Origin of the sequence: Flavobacterium columnare (genome assembly GCF_014844295.1) — a bacterium.
In the GTDB taxonomy this organism is placed as follows: Bacteria; Bacteroidota; Bacteroidia; order Flavobacteriales; family Flavobacteriaceae; genus Flavobacterium; species Flavobacterium columnare.
Genome location: NZ_CP054494.1, coordinates 2,188,673 through 2,213,818, shown reverse-complemented (window position 1 = coordinate 2,213,818; position 25,146 = coordinate 2,188,673). Strand labels below are relative to the sequence as shown.

General features: G+C 31.4%; 22 protein-coding genes and 2 tRNA genes. 16 read left to right on the top strand and 8 right to left on the bottom strand.

Going from position 1 to position 25,146, the window contains the following annotated elements; translation table 11 throughout:
* The first annotated feature begins 7 nt into the window (after positions 1-7).
* Together HUE53_RS09600 and HUE53_RS09595 are read left to right on the top strand one after the other, a co-directional pair.
* Complete coding sequence (locus HUE53_RS09600) at positions 8-391, top strand: ISAon1 family transposase N-terminal region protein (protein WP_014165862.1); 384 nt, start codon at positions 8-10, stop codon at positions 389-391.
* Entirely contained in the window at positions 384-1,343 is a 960-nt protein-coding gene (locus tag HUE53_RS09595; protein WP_421498126.1) for an ISAon1 family transposase, read from the top strand. Before HUE53_RS09600 ends, HUE53_RS09595 begins: the two co-directional genes overlap by 8 nt.
* Before the next feature lie 11 nt (positions 1,344-1,354).
* Here HUE53_RS09595 and HUE53_RS09590 read toward each other — a convergent pair whose 3' ends face one another.
* The 5 genes from HUE53_RS09590 to HUE53_RS09575 all read right to left on the bottom strand — a co-directional run bounded on the left by HUE53_RS09590 (position 1,355) and on the right by HUE53_RS09575 (position 4,191).
* On the bottom strand, positions 1,355-2,215 hold the full coding sequence (locus HUE53_RS09590) for an ISAon1 family transposase (RefSeq protein ID WP_454951499.1): 861 nt from the start codon (positions 2,213-2,215) through the stop codon (positions 1,355-1,357).
* A gap of 49 nt (positions 2,216-2,264) precedes the next feature.
* Entirely contained in the window at positions 2,265-2,546 is a 282-nt protein-coding gene (locus tag HUE53_RS14575) for an ISAon1 family transposase N-terminal region protein (RefSeq protein WP_421498119.1), read from the bottom strand.
* Between the two features lie 225 nt (positions 2,547-2,771).
* Positions 2,772-3,131 (bottom strand): YegP family protein, encoded by a 360-nt coding sequence (locus HUE53_RS09585; RefSeq protein WP_014164779.1) that lies wholly within the window; start codon positions 3,129-3,131, stop codon positions 2,772-2,774.
* A gap of 314 nt (positions 3,132-3,445) precedes the next feature.
* Positions 3,446-3,516, bottom strand: a tRNA-Gln gene (locus HUE53_RS09580).
* A gap of 604 nt (positions 3,517-4,120) precedes the next feature.
* A tRNA-Gln gene (locus tag HUE53_RS09575) sits at positions 4,121-4,191 on the bottom strand.
* A gap of 158 nt (positions 4,192-4,349) precedes the next feature.
* Between HUE53_RS09575 and HUE53_RS09570 the strand changes: the two genes are divergently transcribed.
* Both HUE53_RS09570 and HUE53_RS09565 read left to right on the top strand, forming a co-directional pair.
* A complete protein-coding gene (locus HUE53_RS09570; RefSeq protein ID WP_192188440.1) occupies positions 4,350-7,553 on the top strand; it encodes a DUF2723 domain-containing protein in 3,204 nt (1,067 codons plus the stop codon).
* Between the two features lie 182 nt (positions 7,554-7,735).
* Entirely contained in the window at positions 7,736-8,413 is a 678-nt protein-coding gene (locus HUE53_RS09565) for a polysaccharide deacetylase family protein (RefSeq protein WP_192188439.1), read from the top strand.
* Here the strand turns inward: HUE53_RS09565 and HUE53_RS09560 are convergent.
* The 3 genes from HUE53_RS09560 to HUE53_RS09550 form a co-directional block, all read right to left on the bottom strand.
* Positions 8,410-8,706 carry a thioredoxin family protein gene (locus HUE53_RS09560; protein WP_014164776.1) on the bottom strand — a complete coding sequence of 99 codons (297 nt, stop codon included), beginning with the start codon at positions 8,704-8,706 and terminating at the stop codon, positions 8,410-8,412. The genes HUE53_RS09565 and HUE53_RS09560 overlap by 4 nt on opposite strands.
* Positions 8,707-8,770: 64 nt before the next feature.
* Positions 8,771-9,994, bottom strand: coding sequence for a metallophosphoesterase (locus HUE53_RS09555; RefSeq protein WP_065213750.1), 1,224 nt, complete (start codon positions 9,992-9,994; stop codon positions 8,771-8,773).
* 375 nt (positions 9,995-10,369) lie between these two features.
* Positions 10,370-11,857 (bottom strand): hypothetical protein, encoded by a 1,488-nt coding sequence (locus HUE53_RS09550; protein WP_065213751.1) that lies wholly within the window; start codon positions 11,855-11,857, stop codon positions 10,370-10,372.
* 214 nt (positions 11,858-12,071) lie between these two features.
* Here HUE53_RS09550 and polA point away from each other — a divergent pair, with 214 nt between their 5' ends.
* From polA to HUE53_RS09490, 12 genes are all read left to right on the top strand, one after another.
* A complete protein-coding gene (gene polA, locus HUE53_RS09545) occupies positions 12,072-14,906 on the top strand; it encodes a DNA polymerase I (protein ID WP_065213752.1) in 2,835 nt (944 codons plus the stop codon).
* Between the two features lie 375 nt (positions 14,907-15,281).
* The gene (gene rplM / locus HUE53_RS09540; protein ID WP_014164772.1) at positions 15,282-15,737 is read left to right on the top strand and encodes a 50S ribosomal protein L13; all 456 of its coding nucleotides are present in this window, start codon (positions 15,282-15,284) and stop codon (positions 15,735-15,737) included.
* On the top strand, positions 15,737-16,123 hold the full coding sequence (gene rpsI, locus HUE53_RS09535; protein WP_014164771.1) for a 30S ribosomal protein S9: 387 nt from the start codon (positions 15,737-15,739) through the stop codon (positions 16,121-16,123). The genes rplM and rpsI overlap by 1 nt, the downstream gene beginning before the upstream one ends.
* 164 nt (positions 16,124-16,287) lie before the next feature.
* Positions 16,288-17,046, top strand: a complete 759-nt coding sequence (gene rpsB, locus HUE53_RS09530) for a 30S ribosomal protein S2 (protein WP_014164770.1) — start codon at positions 16,288-16,290, stop codon at positions 17,044-17,046.
* A gap of 136 nt (positions 17,047-17,182) precedes the next feature.
* Positions 17,183-18,007 carry a translation elongation factor Ts gene (gene tsf / locus HUE53_RS09525; RefSeq protein WP_014164769.1) on the top strand — a complete coding sequence of 275 codons (825 nt, stop codon included), beginning with the start codon at positions 17,183-17,185 and terminating at the stop codon, positions 18,005-18,007.
* Positions 18,008-18,565: 558 nt separating this feature from the next.
* Positions 18,566-18,940 (top strand): hypothetical protein, encoded by a 375-nt coding sequence (locus HUE53_RS09520; protein ID WP_014164768.1) that lies wholly within the window; start codon positions 18,566-18,568, stop codon positions 18,938-18,940.
* Positions 18,941-19,637: 697 nt separating this feature from the next.
* Positions 19,638-20,012 (top strand): hypothetical protein, encoded by a 375-nt coding sequence (locus tag HUE53_RS09515; RefSeq protein WP_065213753.1) that lies wholly within the window; start codon positions 19,638-19,640, stop codon positions 20,010-20,012.
* A 168-nt stretch (positions 20,013-20,180) separates the two neighbouring features.
* Positions 20,181-20,555, top strand: a complete 375-nt coding sequence (locus HUE53_RS09510) for a hypothetical protein (protein ID WP_014164766.1) — start codon at positions 20,181-20,183, stop codon at positions 20,553-20,555.
* A 783-nt stretch (positions 20,556-21,338) separates the two neighbouring features.
* Entirely contained in the window at positions 21,339-21,713 is a 375-nt protein-coding gene (locus tag HUE53_RS09505; protein ID WP_014164765.1) for a hypothetical protein, read from the top strand.
* A 433-nt stretch (positions 21,714-22,146) separates the two neighbouring features.
* A complete protein-coding gene (locus tag HUE53_RS09500) occupies positions 22,147-22,857 on the top strand; it encodes a hypothetical protein (protein WP_014164764.1) in 711 nt (236 codons plus the stop codon).
* 807 nt (positions 22,858-23,664) lie between these two features.
* The gene (locus tag HUE53_RS09495) at positions 23,665-24,048 is read left to right on the top strand and encodes an ISAon1 family transposase N-terminal region protein (RefSeq protein ID WP_014165862.1); all 384 of its coding nucleotides are present in this window, start codon (positions 23,665-23,667) and stop codon (positions 24,046-24,048) included.
* Positions 24,041-25,000, top strand: a complete 960-nt coding sequence (locus HUE53_RS09490; RefSeq protein ID WP_317171812.1) for an ISAon1 family transposase — start codon at positions 24,041-24,043, stop codon at positions 24,998-25,000. Before HUE53_RS09495 ends, HUE53_RS09490 begins: the two co-directional genes overlap by 8 nt.
* Positions 25,001-25,146: the final 146 nt, after the last annotated feature.

Sequence of the window (25,146 nt, the reverse complement as noted above, 5' to 3'; positions counted from 1 at the left end):
AAAGTAAATGGATTTTTCGATACTTTCTGCTTTTCTACCCGAAGAATTATTATGTCATTTTGATATTGTTGATTTTATAGAATTAGGAGATATTCAAACAAAAAAGGATTGCTTTTATATCTATCTTGATGAAAAGAACATTATTCCCGAAGGTTTCATTTCAGAGGAATATGAGTCAAAAGGCTTTTGTGAGCGTACTTTGATACAAGATTTTCCAATACGAGGAAAGGCTGTTTATTTAGGTATCAGAAGACGTAGGTGGCGAAATACAGTAGATAAGTCAGAAATTAAAAGCGATTATTCTTTTATTGCAGAAGGTTCCAAATTAACTGTTGAACTTTCGGATTTTTTAAAAGGTACAGGTAGAGACCCGAGAAGATACGATAAGTAACATTGCCAGTTATTATGGCATTAAAGCTGATTTACTGCGAAGACATTACAAAAAAAGAATCAGTGGTTTTACAAGTTGGAAACAGTTAGAACATGCCGAAAATTATCTGATTTACCCCGAAAATATTGGGGAGAATTTAAGTATTGATGAAGTAAGTTTGTCAAAAGGTGAACTTTATACTTTTGTAACCAATAAACAAGGAAGAGGCAAAAAGAAATCCTTAGTGGCGGTTATAAAAGGCACCAAAAGTCAGGACATTATTGATGTGGTTACTAAAATTCCACTTTCGCATAGAAAACAAGTAAAATCGATAACACTTGATATGGCAAACAATATGCAATCAGCATCAAGAATGTGTTTTCCTGAAAGTTACCTTGTCACAGACCGTTTCCATGTGGTAAAGTTGGTAATGGAAGCTCTCCAGCATTTAAGGATAAAATATCGCTGGGAGGAGATTGAAAAAGAGAATCAGGCTATCAAAAAAGCAAAAGAGCAAGCAATAAAATACATTCCAATAACTTTTGAAAATGAAGACACTCCCAAACAACTATTGGCTCGATGTCGTTATATCATTGCCAAGAAACCCAACCAATGGACAGAAACCCAAAAAGTACGAGCCCAAATATTGTTCCAACATTATCCTCTAATACATCAAGCTTATAAACACACCCAAGAGTTTAGAAATATTTATGAATACACCTCAAAAGAAGAGGCTAAACAAAAAATATTGAATTGGATATCCAAAACCAAAGAATTTAAAATGACTGTCTTTAATACCGTTGCCAATAGTTTAAATTATCATTTGGAAACAATTGCAAACTTCTTCGTAAAAAGACATACAAACGCAAATGCTGAATCCTTTAACTCAAAAATAAAACTCTTTAGAGCTAATCAAAGAGGTGTGGTGGATACTAAATTCTTCCTCTTTAGAATGGAGAAACTTTTTGCTTAATCCCCAAAAAATTAATCTGAGCCCTTTATTTTTGCATTAAAAGATTCGGCTGAAGCATTGGTACTTCTGTTGTCAAAGTAATTTAGTATTGTTTTATAATGATTTGTTATTGTTCTTGATATTGTATTAAATGTTTTGAATCCAGATTGATTTACTTTTTCATGCCATTTAGCCAATTTGGTATAACCATAAATTTTATCTTTTGTTTCTTTAAAGATATCTGATAATTCCATTGATAGTTGGTAAGCTGTTTTTAAATCCGGATAGTTTTTAAATAAAACTTTAGCTCTTTCTTTTTGATTTTCTGTCCATTTATTTTCCCTTTTATACAACAAGTATCTACTTCTGGCTAGAAGTTGTTTTTTAGTTTCACCATTTTCAAGAATTATGGGGTTGAATTTTTTCTTATTTCGTTTGGCTTTTTCAATGGCTTCGTTTTCATCATCTATTGCTTGCCATCGATGTTTAATTCTAATTTCCTGTAAGGCTTCAATGGCTAATTTTTGCACGTGGAATCTATCAGTTACCAGAGTAGCGTTAGGGAAAGATTTTTTCACAATTAGTTCCATATTGGGAGCCATATCCAAAGTCATCTCTTTAACTTTATTTCTTATTTTTAAGGGTATTTTATTTAATACTTCAATAACATTATCTGCTTTAGTCCCTTTGATGATAGCTACAATGCTTCCAGCTTTGCCTTTAGCTTTCTTGTTAGTGATTATGGTGTAAAGTTCATCATAAGAAAGAGCTGTTTCATCAATAGATAAATTCTGCCCTATGTTTTGAGGATATAATAACCATTCTTTAGCATGAGCTTTTTGATTCCAGTTAGAATAATCGCTTAAAAAATCTTTATACTGATTTTGAAGTATTTTGCCTTTAACACCATAAAATTTGGCAATACTTTTAGTATCATGAGCATTAGTATCTATTGACTTCTTTTAAAAAAGAGGCGAACTCTTGTGTTAAGCGAGTGCCTTTTGCTACTATATTCCAATCTCTAAAAACAACTTTATCGGTAGACAAATTAAGCCATCTTCTTCTTTTTATATGTAAATAAACTACGTGACCTCTTATTGGAAAATCTTGAACGGTAATAGATTCAAAAAAACCTTTTGATTGTAATTTATCTTTTGAATATTCTATAGGAATTTCATTTAATTCTTCTAAATATAAATGTAAAACTTCTTCTTCTTTATCAATTGAAGTTAGTTCAAAATAATGGGTTAGATATTCAGGTAATAAAAGTGTTATTAACGTATTAAAAGAACAGTCCTTTTCTATAATTTAATCAATACAAAGTAAACTATTTTAAAATTTCTCCACAACTTTTTGACTTGAGCCAAAAAAACTCCATTTTTAGCAATTCCTACCAAAAACAGAGCACCACACAGCCAAAAAACTTTCAACTCTAAAAAACTTTCAACTCTAAAAAACCTCCAACTCTGGAAAAACAAACTCATTAGCCGCAAAATCCAACACCTCCGCCACAATAGCAGAACGCATCATTTCATCTATTCCTCGCTGCATCAATAACTGAGTAGTATATTTTCGACTAGTAGCCACCTCCCTCTTATCCACAATTACACGAAAATAAAACTTCCCACTCGATGTCTTAAAACGCATTATTGTAGCCCCCTCCAAAGCCAACTTCAACTTATCTATATCCTCCTCGCACTCAAAACGCAATTCATAACTATCACTAGTCATAATCGTCTTACCTTTCCTAGAAACAAATTCAAACTTATAACAACCATCCAAACGTTTACTAATCACAAAAGTCGCCATACAATACCAATATCTTTTTCTATTATTTACACCCACCCAAAAACAACCTCAAAACCTCAACCCAAGATTGACACATTTTTTAAAAGAAATTTTATCTATAATAATTTTAAACAAATAAAATTAAAACCACCCCCCACCAGCCCTCCTTAGAACCACTAAGAAAGAAACCAATACAAATCCCTCGACCTCTCCTCAAGAAAAAATCACTAACTCTTAATTAAAAACAAGACTCAAAAGAAATCATTCACCCCAATCCTACTTATTTCAAAAAGCCATAAAACAAAAAAGCCCTGATTCCTCAGAGCTTTTTTTTGTTGGTCTACAAGGATTCGAACCTTGAATGACTGAACCAAAATCAGTAGTGTTACCGTTACACCATAGACCATTAAACTTACAATACTTCCGTTTTGCGAGTGCAAATATACTGGTTTTTTTCTATCATTTCCAACTTTTTAATTAAAAAAAACAGAGAAAACAGAAAAACAATTCAAAATCAAATACTTAAAGAAACAAAATACACACCTATACCTCCAGAAAACGTCTTCCTTTTAAAAAAAGCTTTACTTTAACCCAACAACCATAATAACAACAAAACATCACCACACTAAAATTAGCGCATGGATATATAAAACAAAAGATTTCAAACTTAAAAAATTCAACATTATTACTTAATAAAATAACAATTCATTACCAATCAAGACCAAACTTCCTTACAATAAAAACACAAACACTCCTACAAAGTCATTCCACACTAAAACAAAAGAATTTAGATTGGAATTCGAAGTATCAAAAAAATTTCTTCTCTATCAGACCATCCTCTTTTAATCTCGATCCAATTCCTCCTTTTCAGACCAACCAATTTACTTGCTTAATTCAGCAATCTCACAGATTTTTGACTTGATCCCGTTTTTGACTTGATTCTTGACCTCTCTAAACTCAAAAAATCTATAAATAACAAAAAAGCCCTGATTTCTCAGAGCTTTTTCTTGTTGGTCTACAAGGATTCGAACCTTGAATGACTGAACCAAAATCAGTAGTGTTACCGTTACACCATAGACCATTAAACCTGCAATAGTTTCGTTTTGCGAGTGCAAAGATATAAGCTTTTTTCAGTTTTACAAAAAAATAATTAAAAAAATTAAAAATTTTATTTTTAACCTTTTCTTTACACAAAAAACAGTTTCTTTGTGTTAAAATTTAAAACACTTAACGATTAATATGTCATTCAACTTCAAAAAATGGAATACCCTACTAGGTTGGGTTACTTTTTTTATCGCACTGGTTGTTTATTCACTAACAGTTGAACCTACCATGAGTTTTTGGGACTGTGGTGAATATATTTCCACATCTGCTAAACTAGAAGTAGGTCACCCACCAGGCGCTCCTTTGTATCAAATGATCGGAGCTTTCTTTTCTATGTTTGCGATTAACAAAGAAAACATTGCCTTGATGGTAAATATGATGTCTGTGGTATCAAGTGCCTTTACCATTTTGTTTCTCTTTTGGTCAGCCACTATTCTTTTAAGAAAGTTCATTGGATCTTCAAAAGAATTAAACAAGAACAATAGCATAGCCATTCTAGGAAGTGCCTTTATAGGGGCATTAGCCTTTACTTTTTCAGACAGTTTTTGGTTTAATGCGGTAGAAGCAGAGGTATATGCTATGGCCACTTTTTTTATTGCTATTTTATTTTGGCTGGGACTTCGCTGGGAGGCTGATATGGACAACCCCAAAGGGAATCGCTGGCTACTTCTAATAGCTCTAGTTGTAGGACTATCGTTTGGAGTTCACTTTATGGCTCTATTGACAATCCCTTCTATTGGATTTTTATATTATTTTAAACATTATAAAAAGGTAACATTAAAAAGTTTTATAATAGCTAACATTGTTGTTATTTCAGTATTACTATTTATCTTTAAACTCCTTTTACCCTGGACAATGACTTTTTTTGGAGCAACTGAAGTTTTCATTGTAAATAGCATAGGATTGCCTTTTAACTCCGGTACTGTATTAGCAACTATACTTCTGATTGCTTTTTTCTATTTTGGATTAAAATACACCCAGCAAAAAGGAAAAATATTTCTAAATACCATTCTATTAGTTGTTCTATTTATTTTCATAGGCTTTTCTACTTGGTTAATGCTTCCTATCCGTGCTAATGCTGATACACCTATTAACGAAAACAAACCTTCTGATGCTCGTGAACTTTTAGCATATTACAACCGGGAGCAGTACGGAGAGCAAAAATTATTTTACGGTCCTCAATTTTCGGAAGCCTATGCTGGATTAGATGAAAACAATCCGTATTTAGATGAAAAACCAAACTATGAACGTGATTATAAAACGGGTAAATATATCATTGTAAACGATTATAAAAATGCTATCCAAAACACAGACAACAATCATAAAGCCATATTACCTCGTTTATGGAGTAGTGAACACAATGTAAATTACATGAAATTTACATCCCCTCTTGAATTTTCTGTAAAAGAAGAATACAATCAAGAACAAGAATTATTACAAATTGTATCTGAATTCAGGAATGCGTTTAAAGCTGGAAAATTAGATTTAGAAGATTATGATAAGTTCTTAAAATCCTATGGAGAATACCTAAATATAGAAAAACCAAGTACTTTAGACAACCTTCGATTTATGGTGGAATACCAGTTTGGCTATATGTATTGGAGGTATTTAATGTGGAACTTTGTAGGTCGTCAAAACGACGAACAAGGAAACTATGACCTTAAAGACGGGAACTGGCTAAGCGGGATATCATTCCTTGATAGTGCGCGTCTTACCAAACAAGAAAATCTTCCTGCAGATTGGAAAAACAACAAGGGACGAAATGTATACTATTTTATTCCGTTCATTTTAGGATTAATGGGGTTCTTTTTTCATTCCAAAAAAGATCTAAAATCCTTTTATGTTCTGCTTTCTCTTTTTTTATTCACAGGTTTAGCCCTTAAAATATACTTAAACGAGCGCCCTTTTGAAGTACGCGAACGTGATTATGCTTTAGTTGGTTCTTTTTATGTATTTGCCCTTTGGATTGCCTTAGGAGTTTACGCTCTTTATGAATCGGTTCAAAAATACGTTCAACCTAAAATAGCATTACCTCTTACTCTATCAGTTTCTTTATTAGCTGCGCCCGTTTTAATGGCATCTGAAAACTGGGATGATCATGATCGTTCGGGTAAATATACTGCTGTTACAGACGCTAAAGCGTACTTAGATTCTTGTGACAAAAATGCCATCTTATTTACTATTGGCGACAACGATACATTTCCTTTATGGTATGTACAAGAAATAGAAGGTTATAGAACAGACGTACGTATTGTAAATACCAGTTTATTAATGACTGACTGGTACATTGATTCAATGCGTAAAAAAGCGTATGAATCAGATCCTATTCCTTTATCTTTTGAACACAAAGATTATGTAGATGGCAAACGTGATTACCTAATCTATGAAGAAAGAACAAAAGAAAGAATTAGTATAGATGAATTTATGGAATTCGCACACAGTGATGACCCTAGAACATTAATAGAATTACGAAATGGTCAAAAAGTCCAGTTCTATCCAACTAATAAAATCAGAATACCTGTTGATAAAAAATCAGTCATCTCTAATAAGATCATCAATCCAAAACAAAACGACTCGATTGTTCCTTATATTGATATAGACATAAAAGGAAGTGCTTTATATAAGAATCGTCTAATGATGTTAGATATTGTTAGAAAAAACAACTGGAAACGTCCCATTTATTTTTCTACAGGAGCATTTGGTGATGATGATTATATCTGGATGAAAGAATACCTCCAATTAGATGGTATGATTTACAAATTAGTCCCAATTAAAACACCTCTACCAAAAGAAGCTTATAATTTTGATATGGGACAAGTAGATACCGATAAAATGTACGCTATCTTTACTAAGTTACAATGGGGCAATGGAGATAGTTCCTCTATTTATCACGATCCTCAAACACGCAAAAATTGTATATCTTATCGTACCCACATGTCACGTCTTATGACGAACCTGATAAACGAAGGAAAAACAGCTAAAGCAGAAAAAATAATAGACCTTGCTTTATCCAAAACACCTATTGAATATTACGGATTTTATAGCCTTATAGATCCTTTCGCTGAGGGGTATTACAAATTGGGCAAAAAAGAAAAAGCACGCGAAATAATAAAAAAAATAGCATTAAAATATCAAGATGAATTACGCTATTATAGTGAATTGCCTCAAAGTGATCAACGTCAATTTTTTGCTAGTGACATTTACACTGATTTAATGCGCTACAAAGGATTATTAGAAATAGCAAAAACGTATAAAGACAAAGAATTTCACGATCAAGAAAAAGATGCTTTCAATAATTTAAACAAGCGTTTCCCTTTTTTTGAAGTAGAAATAGAATAAGATCTTAGGGTCTAAGTCTCTTAAAACAAAACCTAGAGGCTGTCCATTTTTTTAGGACAGCCTTTTTGATTACGAAAACATCTAGAGTCCTCCTTCTTATATTAAAATAAATAAAAAATGCCTTTTTTATTTTTAACCAACAATAATGACTGATTAATCCATTCCCTCTAAAAATTTCAAGTATGTTTTATTGGATCAAAACAAATAAGTTCATCAAATGGTTATTTTATAATCATGTTTGGTCTATTCCTAATACATCCAAAACAATTTACCTAACTTTTGACGACGGGCCTATTCCTGAAGTTACGGAATGGGTTTTAGACATATTAAAAGAAAACCACATAAAAGCCACCTTTTTTTGTGTTGGAAAAAACATTGTAAAGCATCCTGAAATTTTTAAAAGGATTTTATCAGAAGGGCATATCATAGGAAATCACACCTACAACCACATAAATGGTTGGGAAAAATCTACAAAAGAATATATAAATGATATAATAGCTTGCGAAAAAATAATTCAAGAAAACATTGAACTCTTAGATCATAATCTTGAGAAATCAGGAATTAACAATCAGAAATCTAACCTTTTCAGACCTCCTTATGGTAAAATAACCCCTCTTCAGTCCATCAGGTTAAGAAAAAAAGGCTATAAAATTATTATGTGGGATGTATTGACTGCTGATTTTGACTTATCAATAAGTAATGATCAGTGTATAAAAAATGCTACCCAAAAAGTAGAATCAGGTAGCATTATTGTTTTTCACGATAGCCAAAAAGCTTATCCTCATTTAAAAAATTGTCTTCCAAAGACTTTAACTTTTTACAAAGAAAAAGGCTTTATTTTTGATATTATAAGAAATTAAAATTGTCCTTGAACAAGATTAATAATCGTATTAGCATCTAATTCACCAGACTGACGCCATTTCATTTGCCCTTCTTTATAGATCATTAAGGTAGGCAATCCTTTTATACGGAGTGCTTCTGCTAATTCTTGGTTTTTATCAACGTCTATTTTTATCACTTTGGCCTTATCCCCTAATGCAGCTGCTACGTCTTTTATAACAGGATGCATTGATTGAGAAGCTTCGTTCCAATCAGTATAAAAATCAATTAAAACAGGAACATGAGCGCCTATTAACTCACCAAATTTTGACATATACGTACTTTTTAAATACAATTTGCATTACAAATATACTATTTTTAGTGATTTATCCTAATTTTTAAGCCTTTTTTAACCGAATAACCGTTATTTCAGGCATAATACCAACTCTTCCAGGATACGCATGAAATCCGAATCCTCTATTCACATAAATATAACGCCCTAAGTATTCATAACAACCCGCCCACTGTTTATACATATATTGTGCTAAACTCCATTTAAAATAACCTGGTATTTCTATCCCAAACTGCATCCCATGTGTATGCCCGCTTAAAGTTAAATGAAATTTTTTATCATGCTGTTTAACCACTTCTTCCCAATGACTAGGGTCGTGACTCATTAGTATTTTGAAATCCTTATTTGTTAATCCTTCTGATGCTTTGTCTATATCTCCCATCATACCAAAATGTTTCCCCCAGTTCTCAACCCCAACTAAAGCCAATTCAGCTCCATCCTTACGAATCTTGGTATGTTCATTTAGCAACAACTTAAAATCTATCTGTTGGTGTAAGTTCTTTATAGCTTCAAAATTTTGAATTTTGGCTTGTTCTGATTCCCATTCTATATAGGCTCCATAATCATGATTTCCCAAAACAGAAAATTTACCAAAACGATGTTCTTTAATACTTTTAAAAACTGAAATCCACGGAGTCATTTCTTCCGCCTTTGCATTAACAATATCTCCTGTAAACAACAAAATATCAGAATTTTGCTCATTAATCAAGTCGATTGCATATTGTATCTTTTCAGGATCATCAAAACTTCCCGAATGGATATCTGAAATATGAGTAATTGTAAATCCATCGAAAGTCTCTGGCAAATCATCAAAAAACAAATCTTGTTTAAAAACTTTAAAATTATACTTCCCTCTAGTTACTCCATAAATTAAGGACAAAAAAGGAATTGCAGCCAAACCAAGAGCTACTTGACTAATGAATTTTCTTCTTTCTGGTAAAAAAGTACTTCGATTATCATACTCAATAAAATAGTTCGTTACCCCTGACAAAAAACGAAAAACGTCTTCTCCAAACATAAAAAGGGCTAAAACAATTTTTGGTAAATAAACCGTAAGCAACAACCCAAGTGCAAACAAACTTTGTTTCGTTTGCCCAACTTTACGATCAAAATTAAAAATAGTGTAAAATATAAATATATAAATTAGCATGCTTATTGCTACTCCTATCCAAAATATCCATTTTGAACGAACTAAGGTTTTAAAAGCTTGTAGTGAGTAAATTTCTATCAGGAATAATAAAATGGCAATTACTATAAATCGGAACAACATCTTAAATTATTTTCAAGCAAAGTAACAAAATCATGTTCAAGTTCATATCACCTTTTAACAGAACTTTTGTATTTCAAACTTAAAATAATTCCTTGATTAAAAAAAACAGTCATTAACCACTGTTTTAAGTTATATATCTGTACATAGAAGATTAAAATTTTACACACATCCCATTTGGGTAATCTTCGATTTATGAAAGGAAATATAAAGTTATAATATACATTCAGAAGTAAGTTCATTTCACATCTACTTACTTCTGAATATACCGTACCTCTGAAGGATAAAACAAAAAACCGCTCATTTGAAAATCAAATCTCTTCCTTTCAAAAAACAATACAAATTATCATAAAATAATTTTAGTCATAAAAACATCTTTTATTTAACGATTAGTGTCATATTAGGTGTTATTATTGCATCTGTTGTACCTCCTGTATAACGTTGTGCATAAACCTCTACGTAATCATTACTAGATAGCTCAACAGAAGCATTTAAAGGCAAAACCACTATATCATTGGTTGTTAAACCTCTACCATATATTTTGTATTGTGATATAACAGTAGCATTCTTTGCAATGTAAATTATATAAGTTCCAGCAGCTGGCACCTGAAAAGAAATTGAACCCGTAACTTGAAATATTCTTTTCTTTTTTCCCACATATTTTAACCGGTTATTTACTCCTCCATCTGTAGAAAACCGAAATAAATTAGTAGAAGTAGACACTCCCTGAACTTTTACTATGTTACTTGGATTAGAAGTATTAAAGGACGTAGAAGCACCACTCCCTACTGGGTAATCGACTGCAAAGTCGCCTACGGCTGAAGCATCTGTTTCGGTTGGAATACCAGGACAACGAACATTCCAATTATTATTAAAATTATACCCCGTATACCCTCCCACGGTATAAGGATTAACATATTTCCCTGTCGTAGGGGTACCTGTAAAAACCGTAGATTCTAGTGTTGCATCACCTGTAATGACAGGATTTGAAGAAACATCAAACCCTATACTACTCCCAGTAACTTCACTGAAACCACCTTGTTTAGCGGCTAAGGAGAAAGTTCCGTTCAACTTTTCGTACACTCCTGTATTATTACTAAACCACCCCGTATTACTCAATAACAATCTTGCCACATTTTCGTAAACAACTCCATTTGCATTTCCATAATACTGCACGATACTAAGAAAAACTATCGCAAAATTTTTGAATGAACCAACAGATAAGGAACTTGCTACTATAGAATCTCTAAAAATAAGACTTGCCGTTCCAGCACCATCTATATTGAAAACATTTCCTGAAGGGGCTGACAACGTTAAAATCCGAATACTTCCTCCCGTAGTTCCTGTAAAAAGATCTCCAGAAGTCCTTATTAATTTATCTTCCCCTGAATCTTGCCCACTTATATAAGCATTATTCATTTCAATAGGATAATTCAAATTAATTGTACCATTTATTTCATACAAAGTTCCTGAATCTAGAAGATACTTAGCCCCTCCACCAGCAGCTAGTTCATCCGCTAATACAGTAGCCAACACATCTGTTGATTTTATCAACTTATATTTTAACCGACCATCTGAATTTGTATTCACTCTAACCCAGTTAACAGATGTTGTATCATAAAAATAAAATGATTTTAAATCCGTATCATACACAATTAAACCATTTGAAGGATTAACAATTGCCATTTTTTGAGCGGTTGTCATTCGAGGTGTCAACACCCCTCTATCATTAGAAACTACATCTAAAATAGAGCTCGCATCAGGCGTTACGGTACCTATTCCTACTTGCGCAAAAAAACTTGTTGTTAACAAAAGAAATAACAAGTAGGAAAGCAATGTTTTCTTTGGGGTTTTGCTTTTTTTCATTATAACATAAATTGATATTAATAATTACACTACACTTATAAAATTAACTCTTTTTTTTAAGATAATAAAATAATAATTCACCAAAGCATTAAACTTAACATACAAACATTTAAACTGTTTTTAAATTAAACCACAAGATTCTAGAAATCTTATTTCTTAACAAGTTCTTTATGTAACAAGTTTTGTATTTTTGAATGCTTACAAAATAATAATCATGTCAACACAAAAACGTTTATTTCTACTCGACGCTTATGCTCTTATTTTTAGAGGTTATTATGCTTTTATTAAAAACCCTAGAATTAACTCTAAAGGACTAGACACTTCAGCCATTATTGGCTTTATGAATTCCCTAATGGATGTTATCAAACGCGAGAAACCCGATCATTTAGCCGTAGCATTTGACAAAGGAGGTAGTAATTATCGTTTAGAGATGTTTACCGAATACAAAGCTAATCGTGACGAAACTCCTGAGGCGATTAAAATCGCTATCCCTTATATACAAGAAATCCTAAACGCTATGCATATTCCTATTATAGAAATTGCAGGTTATGAAGCCGACGATTTAATAGGCACATTAGCTAAAAAAGCCGAAAAGCAAGGATATCTAGTTTATATGGTTACACCAGATAAAGATTTTGGCCAATTAGTTTCCGAAAACATCTTCATGTATCGTCCAGCACGTGCTGGGAACGATATTGAAATATGGGGAGTAGAAGAAATAAAAGCAAAATTTGAAGTACAAGACCCTTTGCAAGTAATCGACTTTTTAGGTATGATGGGAGATGCAGTAGACAACATTCCTGGCCTACCTGGCGTAGGTGAAAAAACAGCAAAAAAACTACTCGCTGAATACGGTTCTATGGAAAATCTTTTAGCCAACACAAGCAAGCTAAAAGGAAAAATGAAAGAGAACATTGAAAACAACAAAGAAAAAGGAATCCTTTCTAAAAAACTAGCCACTATACTACTTGATTGTCCTGTAGAATTTGACGAACAAAGTTTTGAACTTTCTAAACCTGACATAGAAAAAACAGATACTTTATTTCAAGAATTAGAGTTTCGCCAAATGAAAGCCCAATTCGACAAACTATTTGGAGGCGGAAAAGAATATGACGAAATAGACACCGCTGACTCTGTTAGCAAAAAAAACGCAAAAAAAACGCCTGAAAATCAAATGGATTTATTTGGTTTTTCCGATCAGGAAGAAAACGAATCTATATCCGGTTTTCAATACGCAAATCTGGATAACACATCTCATTTTTATCAAATAGTAAATGGCAACCTACCCATTAATTTATTACTACAAAACTTACTACAGCAAACAGCCGTCTGTTTTGATACCGAAACTACAGGTATAGACACCACTAATGCTGAATTAGTAGGCCTTGCCTTTTCATGGGAAAAAGGCAAAGGATTTTACGTGCCATTTCCTGAAAATCAAGAAGAAACTAAGGAATTAATCCATAAATTCAAACCTTTTTTTGAAAATAATTCTATTACCAAAATAGGACAAAACATCAAATACGACTTAAAGATTTTAGCCAATTACAAAATTGAAATAAAAGGTCCTTTGTTTGATACTATGATCGCTCATTATTTGATTAATCCTGATATGCGTCATAATATGGATGTCTTATCCGAAACCTATTTACAGTACAGTCCTAAATCCATTGAAACTTTAATTGGAAAAAAAGGGAAAAATCAACTATCAATGCGCCAAGTAGCATTAGAAGACATTAAGGAATACGCCGTAGAAGATGCTGATATCACATATCAACTAAAAGAACACTTCCAACCTATTTTAGAACGAGTAGGAACTAAAAAATTATTCGACGAAATAGAAATTCCATTAGTACAAGTTTTAGCAGACATGGAACGAGAAGGCATCAACCTAGACCAAGAATTTTTAAAATCTATGTCTACAGATATGCAAAAAGAAATCGAAACCATAGAGAATCAAATATACGAACAAGCAGGTGAAAAATTTAATTTAGCCTCACCCAAGCAACTAGGAGATATTTTATTTGAGAAACTTCAAATTGGAGGAACAAAACAAAAAAAAACCAAAACAGGACAATACGCTACAGGTGAAGAAGTCCTAAGCTACCTTGCTAACGATCATAAAATAGTACAAGATATTTTAGAATGGCGCCAACTTGTAAAACTAAAAAGTACTTATGTAGACGCGCTTCCCCAACAAATTAACAACAAAACAGCTCGTGTTCATACTGACTATATGCAAACTGTAGCTGCTACAGGAAGATTAAGTTCTAACAATCCTAACTTACAAAATATCCCCATTAGAACAGAAAGAGGTCGTCAAATCCGCAAAGCATTTATTGCCCGTGATGAAAACCACACCCTTCTTTCTGCCGATTATTCACAAATTGAATTACGTATTATAGCAGCACTTTCTGGAGAGGATACTATGATTTCTGCTTTTCAAAACAACGAAGATATACACAAAAGTACTGCTGCAAAAGTTTTCAACGTTCCACTAGATGAAGTAACAAAAGAACAACGCAGTAATGCAAAAACAGTTAACTTCGGTATCATTTATGGCGTTTCAGCTTTTGGTTTAAGCAATCAAACTTCATTATCAAGAAAAGAAAGTGCCGAGCTCATTGACGCTTATTACAAAACCTACCCTAAATTAAAATCATACATTACAAGTCAAATTGATTTTGCTCGTGAAAACGGTTATGTAGAAACCATATCAGGCCGTCGTCGTTATTTAAAAGATATTAATTCAGCTAACGCTGTAGTTCGAGGAGCAGCAGAACGAAATGCGGTAAACGCCCCTATCCAAGGAAGTGCAGCCGATATTATTAAAATAGCCATGATTAATATCCATGAACGCTTAAAAGAAGAAAACTACCAATCAAAAATGTTGCTTCAGGTTCATGACGAATTAGTATTTGATGTACACAATTCCGAACTAGAAAAAATCAAACCCATGATAAAAAAAGAAATGGAAAACGCCTTTCGACTGGCAGTTCCTCTAGAAGTAGAAATAGGTTTAGGTAAGGATTGGCTAGAAGCGCATTAGATCGTATACTAACAACAACAACTTTCATTTTTTTGAAAATAAAAACAATCTTCTTTAATACAAATGAAAGTTGTTGTTGTTTTTTAAAATACTTCCAAATCAAACGTCTTATAAAACATTTTTTTAAATTAATATCCACCCTTAATTCTAACAAAGAAAAGCCCTTGATAATCAACAAATAAACAAACGCATAACAACTACAAACCTACACAAGCCTCTAATTACTTACAAACACTTCTAAATAAAACAAAAAAGTTAACCTCCTGAAAAGCAATAAAAAAGAAAAACATTAAACCTATTTGCTTTATAAATAAATAATTGTACTTTTGCACTCCCTTAATTGGGAATGGAATGTTTAATTAAAAAGTAATTATTGTGAACACATTAAGCTACAAGACAGTATCAGCAAACAAAGCTACTGTAGACAAACAGTGGATTGTTGTAGACGCTGAAGGCCATAACTTAGGTCGTCTTGCTTCAAAAGTTGCTATGCTTTTAAGAGGTAAGTACAAACCAAGTTATACGCCACACGTGGACTGTGGAGATAATGTAATTATTATCAACGCGGAAAAAATCAACCTTACAGGTAACAAGTTAGAGGACAAAACTTATGTTCGTCACACAGGTTACCCAGGAGGTCAAAGAACATTAACAGCTAAAGTAATGCAACAAAAAAACCCTGCATTATTAGTAGAAAAAGCTGTAAAAGGAATGTTGCCTAAAAACAAATTAGGTGCTCAATTATTCCGTAATTTGAGTGTAAATGTAGGTTCAGAGCACAAACATGCGGCTCAAACACCTAAAACCGTTAATCTAAACGATCTTAAGTAATGGGAGTTATTCACAAAATCGGTAGAAGAAAATGTGCTGTGGCACGTATTTATGTATCAGAAGGTACAGGAAACATTACTGTAAACAAAAAAGCATTTGAAACTTACTTCCCTACTGCAACTTTACAGTACAAAGTTATGCAACCATTAGCAATGACTGAAAACGCTTCAAACTTTGACGTAAAAATCAATGTATATGGTGGCGGTACAACAGGTCAGGCAGAAGCTGTACGTATGGCTATTGCTCGTGCTATGTGTGAAGTAGGAGAAGGAAACAGAGCTATCTTAAAACCTGAAGGATTATTAACTCGTGATCCTCGTATGGTTGAGCGTAAAAAATTCGGTCAGAAGAAAGCTCGTAAGAGATTCCAATTCTCTAAACGTTAATATTTATTATTATTTATTAAAAAAAACTAAGTTATGTTGCTTTTCCGTGCTGAGGCCGGAGATTAGTTTAGCATCTAAATGGGTTGAGGTTATAAAAATTATTTTTTCTAATCTAAATTTAAAGACACATTGCTAATTCAACAGAACGTAAACTATTTCTAAAAATGGCAAATAAAGTAGAAGTTAAAGAATTACTAGAAGCAGGTGTTCATTTCGGACACATGACTAGAAAGTGGGATCCAAACATGGCTCCTTACATCTACATGGAGCGTAATGGTATCCACATTATCAACCTATACAAAACTGCAGCTAAAATTGAAGAAGCTAATGAAGCTTTAAAAAAAATTGCTGCATCTGGTAGAAAAGTTTTATTCGTTGCTACCAAAAAACAAGCAAAAGATATCGTAGCTGAAAAAGCTAAAGCGGCTAACATGCCTTACATCACTGAAAGATGGCCAGGTGGTATGTTAACAAACTTCGTTACAATTCGTAAAGCTGTTAAAAAAATGGCTTCTATCGACAGAATGAAGAAAGACGGTACATTTGACACTTTATCTAAAAAAGAAAAGTTACAAATCGAGCGTTTACGTGCTAAGTTAGAAAAAAACTTAGGCTCTATCGCTGATATGTCAAGATTACCAGCTGCATTATTTGTAGTTGATATCAAAGCTGAACACATCGCAGTAAAAGAAGCTCAAAAATTAAACATTCCAGTATTTGCAATGGTAGATACCAACTCTGACCCTCGTCAAGTTGATTATGTTATCCCTGCAAATGATGACGCTTCAAAATCTATTGATAAAGTATTATCATTAGTAACTGCTGCTATCACTGAAGGCTTATCAAACAGAACTTCAGAAAAAGAAGTAGAAGCAACTGAAGAAGCAAAAGCAGCTCCTGCAGCTACAACTTCTGAAAAATAATATTTTTAAATTCCAATCGCAGTTCCAAATTCCATAAAATCATCAAAATTGATAATTTATTAACGTTGGAATTTGGAATTAGTCGATTGGAATTTTTTACTTTTTAAAATTATTAAAATAATCAAAATAAAATAGTATGTCAACAATCACTGCTGCAGACGTAAATAAATTAAGACAAATTACAGGTGCCGGAATGATGGACTGTAAAAAAGCATTGACTGAAGCTAACGGAGATTTCGATTTAGCAATTGAAAACTTACGTAAAAAAGGTCAAAAAGTAGCTGCTAACCGTTCTGATAGAGAGTCTACTGAAGGAGCTGCTATTGCTGCTGTAAATGCAGACAAAACCGTTGGTGTAGTTATTACATTAAACTGCGAAACTGACTTCGTAGGTAAAAACGAAGGTTTCGTAAAATTAGCTACTGATTTAGCTAGTCAAGCTTTAGCGTATGCTACAAAAGAAGAATTACTAGCTTCTGACTTTGGTGGTATTACTGTAGCTGACAAATTAATTGAACAAACAGGTGTAATTGGTGAGAAAATAGAAATCGGTTCTTTTGAAAGATTAGAAGGCGCTTTCATAGGTTCTTACATCCACGCTGGGAATAAGATTGCTACTTTAACTGCTTTATCTGCAAACGTAGAAGGTGCTGAAGAAGTTGCTAAAAGTGTTTCTATGCAAGCTGCTGCTATGAACCCTATTGCTTTAAATGAAGAAGGTGTTGATGCAGCTATAATCGAAAAAGAAATTGAAATTGCTAAAGATCAATTAAGAGCCGAAGGTAAACCAGAAGCAATGTTAGACAATATTGCCAAAGGTAAATTAAACCGTTTCTTCAAAGACAATACTTTAGTAAATCAGGATTTTATCAAAGATAGCTCTATGAGCGTTGCTCAGTACGTTAAAACAGCTGATGCTGGCTTAACTGTTACAGGTTTCAAGAGAGTTGCTTTAGGCTAATTCAATTACCTCAATATATATAAGCCCCTTTTTTGGGGCTTTTTATTTTTATAAAATAAATTTTTAGTAAAACAATCTTGTAATTGATATTATAGTTTTAAACGCAGATTACCCATTAGAAACTTATTACAGATGGAAACAACTTTGAATCTAAAAAGCACTCTATTTTTTATCCTCAACAAAACCACATATATAGAAAAAAATCCACACCTCTTTATCTTTTTCACCCTTTTCATCTCCATCATACACTAACGCATAATCTAAATTAAACCTAAATACCACATAAGACGCAAACCAAGTCAACGGTCAAGGCGAATCCTCTTCTCCTCTATACCATTCCCTCCCTCTTTATCGCTCATTCTCTACAAATAAAGCGATTTGTAAAATATTTCACCTACAAATTCAGTATTAATACGATATAACAAACGCCTGAAAACCTTCAACTCAAATAAGAAAACAATCAATATTAAATAAAAAATAAATTTTGTTTAAATTTCATTTCTAAATCTGCTTTTTTTTCACTAACTTTAGTATCATATTAACCAAAAACACACGCTTATGTCAGATTTTTTACAACAATTCGGTGAGGACCTAAAAAAAAACGTCCCAGGTTTAATTGCAGTAGCAATAGCAGAAATTAAAAGTGGAATATCGTATTACACTTTATCAACAAATCCAGATTTTGATCCAGAGTTAGCCTCTGCTTTTAATTTAGAAGTAGTAAAAGCTAAGTTAAATGCTATCAATGCACTTGGTCTTGATGAGCATATAGAAGATATTATGATCAATCTTAACAGCCAAATACACATCATTGATATTTCTGAAAACAATGAATACTTCATATACTTGGCCGTTGATTCGAGAAAAGCGAACTTAGGTATGACGAAAGCATTATTAAACAAATACAAAAAAGATATTACAAAAAAGATGTAAGACTTTTCCTTTTTAAGAAGGTTGTCTAAAAAGCAAAACAAATCGTTTAATTTATCACTTTACCCATAATTGACTGTATAACGAACTCTTATTGGGTCCAAATGATGTGTTTTATAACTTTTCAGACAACCTCTTTTTATTAATTCTTCTTTTTCAAATTTCACAACAAAATACAACATCTAATTTAAGCATCCTAAGCGTGAAAATTAAACTAAAAAACTTAATGTCCTTGATCTATTTATAAAAAAGATATAAAAACAATGAATCCAAAACAGTCTTTATGTCTTCTTAGTACATCTTATTAAACTCAGATTACATTTCAGAAATTTAGTATAGATAAAAAGGCCATCGAATCTAAAAAAAGTACTTCATTTTTTTATCCTCAATATGGTAAAACTACAGTTGGGGTAAAAAATTCCTGTGTCATTTTAACTTTTTTACCCTTTTCAGATTCATCACAAAATTTGGGATTAAAACAACTATTTAAATTGCTCCTATCAAGACATAAGGTATTGCAAAAAATCAAACAATAGATCTCCAAAATTTATATTAACAGTCTAATTACCTGATAAGTAATTTTTATTATTTCTAAATAAAAATTAGTAATTATAGAATTTTTTCTACAATAAAAATCGCTAAAAAATCACTTCTCTAATTTACATTTGTATTGAAATTTAACCCTTAATACTTATTTGAAATGTCAGATTTTTTAAAACAATTTGGAGATGATTTAAAAAGCAATATCCCAGGCTTTTTAGCAGTTGCGGTTGCAGAAATTAAAAGTGGAATTTCATATTACACATTGTCTGCAGACCCAAATTTTGACCCAGAACTAGCTTCTGCTTTTAACCTAGAAGTGGTAAAAGCTAAATTAAATGCCATTAGCGCATTAGGATTAAACGAAACTATTGAGGATATCATGATCAACCTGAAATCTCAAATACATATTATTGATATTTCTGAAAATAATGAATACTTCATTTATTTGGCGGTTGACTCTAATAGAGCAAATTTAGGAATGACTAAAGCTTTATTAAACAAATACAAAAAAGACATTACAAAGAAAATGTAATATCCTTTAAATCAAAGCCTCTCCCATAAACCATCTCATACAGATGGTTTTTCTTTTTTATTAAAATTAAAAAACATCTATAGAAAGCTTTCTACAACTAAAAAATTTAAACAAACTTATATTTAGGTATATTTGTAATATAAAACTCACACTCTAAAACCCTCATTTATGTCCGATTTTTTAAAACAATTTGGAGAAGACCTAAAAAGCAATGTTCCTGGATTTATAGCCGTTGCAATTTCAGAAATTAAAAGTGGAATATCGTACTATACCTTATCTGCTAATCCAAATTTTGACCCTGAATTAGCTTCTGCTTTTAATCTAGAAGTAGTAAAAGCTCAATTAAATGCAATTAACGCATTGGGGTTAAAAGAAACTATTGAAGACATAATGATTAACCTTAAGTCTCAGATTCATATTATTGATATTTCTGAAAATAACGAGTATTTCATTTATCTAGCAGTTGACTCCAATAGAGCAAATTTAGGGATGACTAAGGCTTTATTAAACAAATACAAAAAAGATATTACAAAGAAAATGTAACATTCTCCCAATTTTAAAGCTGTCTATTTTAGACAGCTTTAAAATTGAAATAAAATTAAAAAAACGATCGAAAATCATATTCGTATGTTAAATCCCTAAAGAAAACTTATTTTTCGTTCAGCACACTTACTCTATATTTCTATTTTTAAATAGCCGAAAAAGTTTTTATATAAAATCTGAAATCGAATTCATCCCTTATAGCCATTACAAAATCTTTCTTTAAGCTTTTATCCAATCAAAGTTTTACTAAGGTTTAAAATACACTCTATTTTTAACAGTCATAATTTTAAACACAATATTAATATCTGATAGTTGCAAACTATAATCTATCCTATTAGCTCTTACAAAATAGCTTTATGTAATCAATCGTTTTAAAATACTTTTTATAACATCCTACTTCATATAGATTCCTATTTATATAGTATTATTAAAAACGATATGTATTTCATTTTTTATAACTCTTAACTTATTTTAAGTTTAAAATCACCAGTTCCTATTTGTACTACCTATAAAAAATATCCTACCCTACTTTTTTCAACTATTTAACATTGAAATGAATGATTTTATAAAACAAACACTAGGGAATCTTACAAGTAAAATACATTTTTTTATTCTTATAAAACCTTCTTCTCCTAAAACACAAAGTATGTACAAGGCAGAATCTTTATTTAGAAATAATAAAAATTAACACCTAATGTTATTTTTTAACAAAACCAACAGATAAAAAACAACATATATTATATAACTTTGTGTTAGAAATTTAACCCCTTATATTTATTTAAAATGTCAGATTTTTTGAAACAATTTGGAGAAGATCTTAAAGATAATGTACCTGGATTCTTAGCTGTTGCCGTTGCAGAAGTAAAAAGTGGAATATCTTACTATACTTTATCTGCAGAACCTAATTTTGACCCAGAATTAGCCTCAGCTTACAACCTAGAAGTAGTAAAAGCTAAATTAAATGCCATTGAAGCATTAGGATTAGGTGAAACAATAGAAGATATTATGATTAATTTGAAATCACAGATTCACATTATTGATATTTCAGAAAATAATGAATATTTTATTTATCTAGCCGTAGACTCTACAAAGGCAAATTTAGGAATGACTAAAGCCCTTTTAAATAAATACAAAAAAGATATTACTAAAAAAATGTAATTGGTTTATCTAAACATGAGGTTCTCTAAAAGAGCTAGCACTAATAGTTTATTTCTAGTAAAGAGATGAATATTATATCTTTTGAATTGATACTCCTATCTTCGGGAAAATGAACTTATTTTTATCTTTTCATAGAACCTCATGTTTTAAAATAATAAGAGATCACAAAACATACAAACTTATAAATTCAACTTCAATAATCGCTGTGTCTTTCTCTTTTTTAGATATTGAAAATATAAATGACTCTTTTTATAATAAATTAAAGTTTACTTTTTGAAAAATATCAGATTTTTAAAACTTACATAGTCATCTTATAAGCTTAACACAAAAGTTTCTATTCTTAAGCTTGTACACGCACTGTTTGGTATTTTTTTAGTACCTTTGAAGTATAAATACTCCCCAAAAATCTACTTCCAAAATACTGCTTTGAGTAATGCCTGAATATTTAGCATACGCTATTTTCAGGAATAAACTTAATAAGACAGATAAACGCATGAAAAAATCAATTTTACTCTTTTCATCATTACTAGCTATTGGATGTAAAACGGATAATTATTCTATTGAGAAAATGAAAACTCCAAATTTTTCTCAATCTACAGAACAATTTAGTACTACTGATGAATCTAATGAGGAAGACAATACGCCTTATTTGATTCCTTCGGAGAAAAAGAAATTCCCTTTTATTATTGATCAAAAAGTTTACAATGAATTAATTGATCTTGATAGCCCATATATTGCTATCAAAGACTCTAATGTTATTAATAAATTGTTAACACCAAAACATAAAAAAGAACTTATTTCTTTAAGCAAAAACTCTAATTTGTTAAAAAAATATAGTTTTACAAAAATTGGGGAACGAAAAATTAAAGATTTTAAAGTTACTTTTTTTTCGTCTCGTTATCATGGAAATCGAAAATTTATAACCATTTTTGCTAATGTAACAAAAGAAAATTCTAGCAAAATTATAGATTCAAAAAAAGTTGGTGATTATTATTCTTATGCAGGTATAGGAGGAAGTAAGCTAGTTACTTTAGTCATGCATAAAACAGGAAAAATAGAAATCACCACAATGGTTGATAAAGACAAACCCGTCATGAAAAATTTAATAATTGGAATGAATGGAAAAATTGTGGCAACAAGATAATATTCTTTAAAAAAACTTATAAGGATATTTTAAAAAATAGCATCGTCAAAAATTTGAATTCTTTTTGTTAATTCCTGATACGAAGTTATTCATTACGCTATTTACAGAGTCCTAAATTAAAATGTTTCGAATTACATCATTTAACCCAGATTACGCTTTATAAATTTATTACAGATAAAAATGCCTTGAATCTAAAAAAACAATCCATTTTTGTCTTCAATTTAGCAAAACTATAGCTTCGGGAGAAAATTTCCGTACTTTTCTTTTTTGATTTACACCTTCATAAGAAAGGCTAACGCATAATCTGGGTTTAATATTCCACTTTTCTAGATAAACCAATTGGTTTATCTATTAATTAGAATAACAGCTAATCACCGTGTCTGTAAATTTAATCTTTTAGTTGTAAACTAAACTACCCCCTCTTTTGATGTTTTTAATAGATTATTGGCCTTTTAAATCAATTAAACAACACTGTCTATTAGAAAAAACAACTCTTCAAAGAAAGACTACAAACCCTTTCTTCTGTTTTAAAAAACCCTTTTCTATTAGGAAAAAATTAATTATAAAAACTAATTTAACCCAGATTACGCAATCGTATTTACTATAACCCCAGATTAGACATTAGGATTTTATTGCAAATTAAAATAACTTTCAATGCAAAAAAGTTTCTTTTTTTTGCTCTTAATATCTCCAATCCACATCTGATGGAAATTTTTCACCTTTTTGATCTTCATCATAAAGTCTAACGGATAATAGGCTCACATAAAAAATATGGGGAGTAATTGTAAATTGCGACAAAAAAAGTAAATGGATTTTTCGATACTTTCTGCTTTTCTACCCGAAGAATTATTATGTCATTTTGATATTGTTGATTTTATAGAATTAGGAGATATTCAAACAAAAAAGGATTGCTTTTATATCTATCTTGATGAAAAGAACATTATTCCCGAAGGTTTCATTTCAGAGGAATATGAGTCAAAAGGCTTTTGTGAGCGTACTTTGATACAAGATTTTCCAATACGAGGAAAGGCTGTTTATTTAGGTATCAGAAGACGTAGGTGGCGAAATACAGTAGATAAGTCAGAAATTAAAAGCGATTATTCTTTTATTGCAGAAGGTTCCAAATTAACTGTTGAACTTTCGGATTTTTTAAAAGGTACAGGTAGAGACCCGAGAAGATACGATAAGTAACATTGCCAGTTATTATGGCATTAAAGCTGATTTACTGCGAAGACATTACAAAAAAAGAATCAGTGGTTTTACAAGTTGGAAACAGTTAGAACATGCCGAAAATTATCTGATTTACCCCGAAAATATTGGGGAGAATTTAAGTATTGATGAAGTAAGTTTGTCAAAAGGTGAACTTTATACTTTTGTAACCAATAAACAAGGAAGAGGCAAAAAGAAATCCTTAGTGGCGGTTATAAAAGGCACCAAAAGTCAGGACATTATTGATGTGGTTACTAAAATTCCACTTTCGCATAGAAAACAAGTAAAATCGATAACACTTGATATGGCAAACAATATGCAATCAGCATCAAGAATGTGTTTTCCTGAAAGTTACCTTATCACAGACCGTTTCCATGTGGTAAAGTTGGTAATGGAAGCTCTCCAGCATTTAAGGATAAAATATCGCTGGGAGGAGATTGAAAAAGAGAATCAAGCTATCAAAAAAGCAAAGGAGCAAGCAATAAAATACATTCCAATAACTTTTGAAAACCAAGACACACCCAAACAACTATTGGCTCGATGTCGTTATATCATTGCCAAGAAACCCAACCAATGGACAGAAACCCAAAAAGTGCGAGCCCAAATATTGTTCCAACATTATCCTCTAATACATCAGGCATATAAACACACCCAAGAGTTTAGAAATATTTATGAATACACCTCAAAAGAAGAGGCTAAACAAAAAATATTGAATTGGATATCCAAAACCAAAGAATTAAAAATGACTGTCTTTAATACCGTTGCCAATAGTTTAAATTATCATTTGGAAACAATTGCAAACTTCTTCGTAAAAAGACATACAAACGCAAATGCTGAATCCTTTAACTCAAAAATAAAACTCTTTAGAGCTAATCAAAGAGGTGTGGTGGATACTAAATTCTTCCTCTTTAGAATGGAGAAACTTTTTGCTTAATCCCCAAAAAATTAATCTGAGCCGGATAATATAGGATAAATTAAAAAAACAAAGAAGATAAAAATTGCTGCATCTATTTTCACATATAATATTTTTATGAAACACAATTTGGTATAAAGTATAAAACGATTTATTAATTTATAAAA